This is a genomic window from Bradyrhizobium sp. (assembly GCF_028868675.1).
Lineage (GTDB): Bacteria > Pseudomonadota > Alphaproteobacteria > Rhizobiales > Xanthobacteraceae > Bradyrhizobium.
In genome coordinates this window covers 1-4123 of record NZ_JAGWUA010000296.1, presented here as the reverse complement: position 1 = coordinate 4123, position 4123 = coordinate 1, and the positions used below count along the sequence as shown (strand labels likewise).

2 protein-coding genes and 1 tRNA gene are annotated in these 4123 nt (G+C 63.8%); 2 read left to right on the top strand and 1 reads right to left on the bottom strand.

Annotated features, from left to right (window positions below; translation table 11 throughout):
• Both KGM94_RS23920 and KGM94_RS23915 read left to right on the top strand, forming a co-directional pair.
• Nucleotides 1-2480 (top strand): glycosyltransferase (locus KGM94_RS23920; RefSeq protein ID WP_300264788.1); only part of this gene is annotated, 2480 nt, incomplete at its 5' end.
• Between the two features lie 277 nt (nucleotides 2481-2757).
• A tRNA-Lys gene (locus KGM94_RS23915) sits at nucleotides 2758-2833 on the top strand.
• A gap of 119 nt (nucleotides 2834-2952) precedes the next feature.
• Here KGM94_RS23915 and KGM94_RS23910 read toward each other — a convergent pair.
• Nucleotides 2953-4123 (bottom strand): adenylate/guanylate cyclase domain-containing protein (locus KGM94_RS23910; RefSeq protein ID WP_300264785.1); only part of this gene is annotated, 1171 nt, incomplete at its 5' end.

The window sequence follows — 4123 nt, the reverse complement described above, 5'->3', positions numbered from 1 at the left end:
AGACGCTGTCGACGATGACGCGCGCGATCCGCCTCTATTCGTCCACCGGCGGCGTCGAGTTGGTGCCGCCGATCGCCGCCGAGTTCGGCCTCAAGGTCACGGTCGGCGCCTGGATCGACAAGAACGACGAGCGCAACAAGCGCGAGATCGAGGCTGCCATCAATCTCGCCCGGCGCAACTCCAACGTCAACGGCGTCGTGGTCGGCAACGAGGTGATCTACCGCGGCGAGCAGAAGGTCGAAGACCTCATCGACATGATCAAGAAGGTCAAGGGCGCGGTCCGCGTGCCCGTCACGACCGGTGAGATCTGGAACATCTGGCGCGACAATCCGGAGCTTGCCTCCAATGTCGACTTCATCGCCGCCCACGTGCTGCCCTACTGGGAAAACTTCCGCTCGGACCAGGCGGTCGACCAGGCCGTCGACCGCTACCAGTTGCTGCGCAACCTGTTCCCGGGCAAGCGCATCGTCATCGCCGAGTTCGGCTGGCCGAGTGCCGGCTACAATCTGAGGGACGCCGACCCCGGTCCGTTCCAGCAGGCCGTGACACTGCGCAATTTCGTCAGCCGCGCCGAAGCCATCGGCATGGAATACAACATCGTCGAGGCGATCGATCAGCCCTGGAAGTTCTTCGAGGGCGGCGTGGGCCCGTACTGGGGCATCCTCAACGCCGCGCGTGAGCCGAAATTCGCCTGGACGGGCCCGGTGGTGAATCCCGACTATTGGAAGCTCGCGACCATCGCGCTGCTGGTCGGAATCCTCCTGTCGCTGCCGATCCTGCGCCTGTCGCAGCCGACCGCATCGCAGGCCTTCGTGCTGTCGGCGACCGCGAACGGCGTCGGCGCCTGGGTCGCGACCGTGTTCGCCTACTGGAACGGGCACTATTTCGTGTTCGGCTCGGCGTTCGCACTGACGCTGGGCATGATCCTCCTTGTTCCTCTCGTCCTCATCGCGATGGCGCGGATCGAGGAAATCGCGGCCGTCGCCTTCGGCCGGCCGCCGCGCCGGCTGCTGGTGAAGGGTAAGCCGGTTCCCGGCGTGCCCGAGAACTACTGCCCGAAAGTGTCGATCCACGTGCCCGCCTATTACGAGCCGGTCGACATGCTCAAGCAGACGCTCGATGCGCTCGCCCGGCTCGACTACCCGAACTACGAAGTCGTCGTCATCATCAACAACACGCCCGATCCCGCCTTCTGGCAGCCGATCCAGGATCACTGCCGCGCGCTCGGCGAACGCTTCAAGTTCATCAACGCCGAGAAGGTGCAGGGCTTCAAGGCCGGCGCGCTGCGCATCGCCATGGACCGCACCGCCGTCGATGCCGAGATCATCGGCATCCTCGATGCCGACTACGTCGTCGAGCCGGACTGGCTCAAGGACCTGGTGCCGGCCTTCGCCGATCCGCGCGTCGGCCTCGTGCAGGCGCCGCAGGAGCATCGCGACCAGGACACGTCGGTGATGCACTACATCATGAACGGCGAATATGCCGGGTTCTTCGACATCGGCATGGTCCAGCGCAACGAGTTCAACGCCATCATCGTGCACGGCACGATGTGCCTGATCCGCCGCGCGGCGATGGACATGGCGGGCGGCTGGTCGAGCGACACGATCTGCGAGGACAGCGATCTCGGCCTCGCCATCCAGGAGCTCGGCTGGGTCACCCACTACTCCAACCGCCGCTACGGCCGCGGCATGCTGCCCGACACCTACGAGGCCTTCAAGAAGCAGCGCCATCGCTGGGCCTATGGCGGCTTCCAGATCGTCAAGAAGCACTGGCGGCGCTTCCTGCCCGGCGCGAGCCGGCTGACGCCGGACCAGAAGCGGGAATATTCGCTGGGCTGGCTGAACTGGCTGGGGGCCGAAAGCCTCGGCGTGCTGGTGGCGCTGCTCAATCTCGTCTGGGTGCCGATCGTCGCCTTTGCCGACATCGCGATCCCCGACAAGATCCTGACGCTGCCGATCATGGGGGCGTTCATCGTCTCGCTCGTGCATTTCCTGGCGATGTACCGCCTGCGCGTCGAGGTGAAGAGCGGCCAGATGCTGGGGGCCATGGTCGCGGCGATGAGCGTGCAATGGACGGTGTGCCGCGCGGTCGCGCAGGGCATGATCACCGAACACCTCGCCTTCGCCCGCACCTCCAAGGGCGGCCTGACGCGGATGTCGATCGAGTTCCAGGCGTTCTGGGAAGCCGTCATCGGCGTGCTGCTGCTTGCGGGTGCCGCCGTGCTGGTCGCCTCGAACAGCTACCGGCAGATCACCGAGATCTACATCTTCGCCGCCGTCCTGGTGCTGGAGAGCCTGCCCTTCCTGTCGGCGGTGGCGATCGCGATCCTGGAGAGCAGCCGCATCAACTCCTTCGAGTTCTGGCGGTACTCGATCGTACGCGCGGCCGAGCTGATCGGCCTGCGCCCGGTGGCGCTGCCGACGCCGGCCGGCTCCACCCAGCCGGTCGCAACCGAGGTACAGCGCGAGGCGGCCCAGTAACCGCACCGTGGATGACGGGCCGCCGGACGGGATGAAAACCCCCGGCTAAGGGCTCGAAACCTCACGACAATTCCGGCCCCACCCCGATCTGCGGCCGCGGGCTGCACTATTGACCTCGGCAACGCCGCCCCCTACACAGCGCGGGCCGAAAGCATGATCCGGAAAAGGCCTGCCGGTTTTCCCCGCGACGTCACTTCAACGTGGCGGCAAGACATGCTTCTCGCATTGACCGATGACGATGGCGATCGATCCGAAGATGCCACCGAGACGGCCAAGGGAGCGCGTAGCTCAGCCGGTAGAGCACGTGACTTTTAATCACGGGGTCCTGGGTTCGAGCCCCAGCGCGCTCACCAACTCACCCAGTTGAGTACTTCAGTTTTCTAAGTACTTCAGTTTTTCGTCGAACGCGTTGCCGTCTTCGCGCACGCGGTTGACAATTTTCTCCCCGCACAAAGCCGATGTGTGCGGCCGTTCAACCCTTGAGCTTGGGTACCTTATTGAGCAATCTGAGCGCGTGACGCAGTTTTGCCGCGGCCGCCCCGCGCTCGTCCTCGGTCATGCGTTCGGCGTCGAACTCAAGCCGCAGATGCGTCGTCGCGGCATCTGAGGCCTGCATCGGCCCAAGAACGGCATAGGTCGCGACCGGATGCGTGATGCCTTTCACCTGCACGTGGCCGCGCTCCTCGCAGCGCACTTCATCCTTCACATGCGCATAGGTCTCGAACGAAATCAGCACGCCGCCCGGCGGCGCTTCATGCTCCAGTCGCGATGCGAGGTTCACGGTGCCTCCGATCATGGTGTAGTCCATCCGGTCTTCGCTGCCGAAATTGCCCACGGTGCAATAGCCGGTGTGAACGCCGATCCGGCAGCGCAGCGGCTTCTCAATGCCATCGTTGCGCCAGTCCTCAGCCAGTTCACTCACACGCTTCTGCATGGCGAGCGTCATCTGGACGCAGGCCAGTGCATCCTGCTTCACGCCGAGCGTGGTCGGATCGCCAAAAAACATGACAATGGCGTCACCGACATACTTGTCGATCGTGGCGCCATACTGCAGGGCGATCTTCGACATTTCGGTGAGGTAATGATTGAGCAACTGAGTAAGGTCTTCCGACTCCATCTGGTCGGTGATCTCGGTAAAGCCGACAAGGTCCGAGAAACAGACGGTGAGCTTCTTGCGCTGGGTGACGATTCTGACGTCCTGCTGCCCGGTGAAGATCGAGTTATAGACTTGCGGTGCCAAATACTTCGCAAGCTTTGACGACAACGCCGCCAGCGCCGTAGATTTCTCCGTGAGGTCCTGCTCGCGCTGCCGCAGCTCACGCGCCACCGCCTGAATTTCGTCGAACAGGCGCGCGTTCTGGATCGCGGCTGCCGATTGTGCGGCGAAGGTCTGAAGCAGGTCGATCGTACTCTTGGGAAACTCGCCGGGTTGTTTGCGGCGGACGACCAGTGCTCCGACCATGCGGTCGGTGCCGAGCAGCGGAACGGCCAGAAACGCGCGGAATCCGGCGCGGACAACGACATCGAGCACGAGACCTGCAGGATCGTCGTGGGTGTCCGGAACCTGCAATGCAGCACGCTGTTCAGCGGATTTACCGACGAATCCCTCCCCGAGTCTTAGATGGCTGTCCTTGATCGCGTCA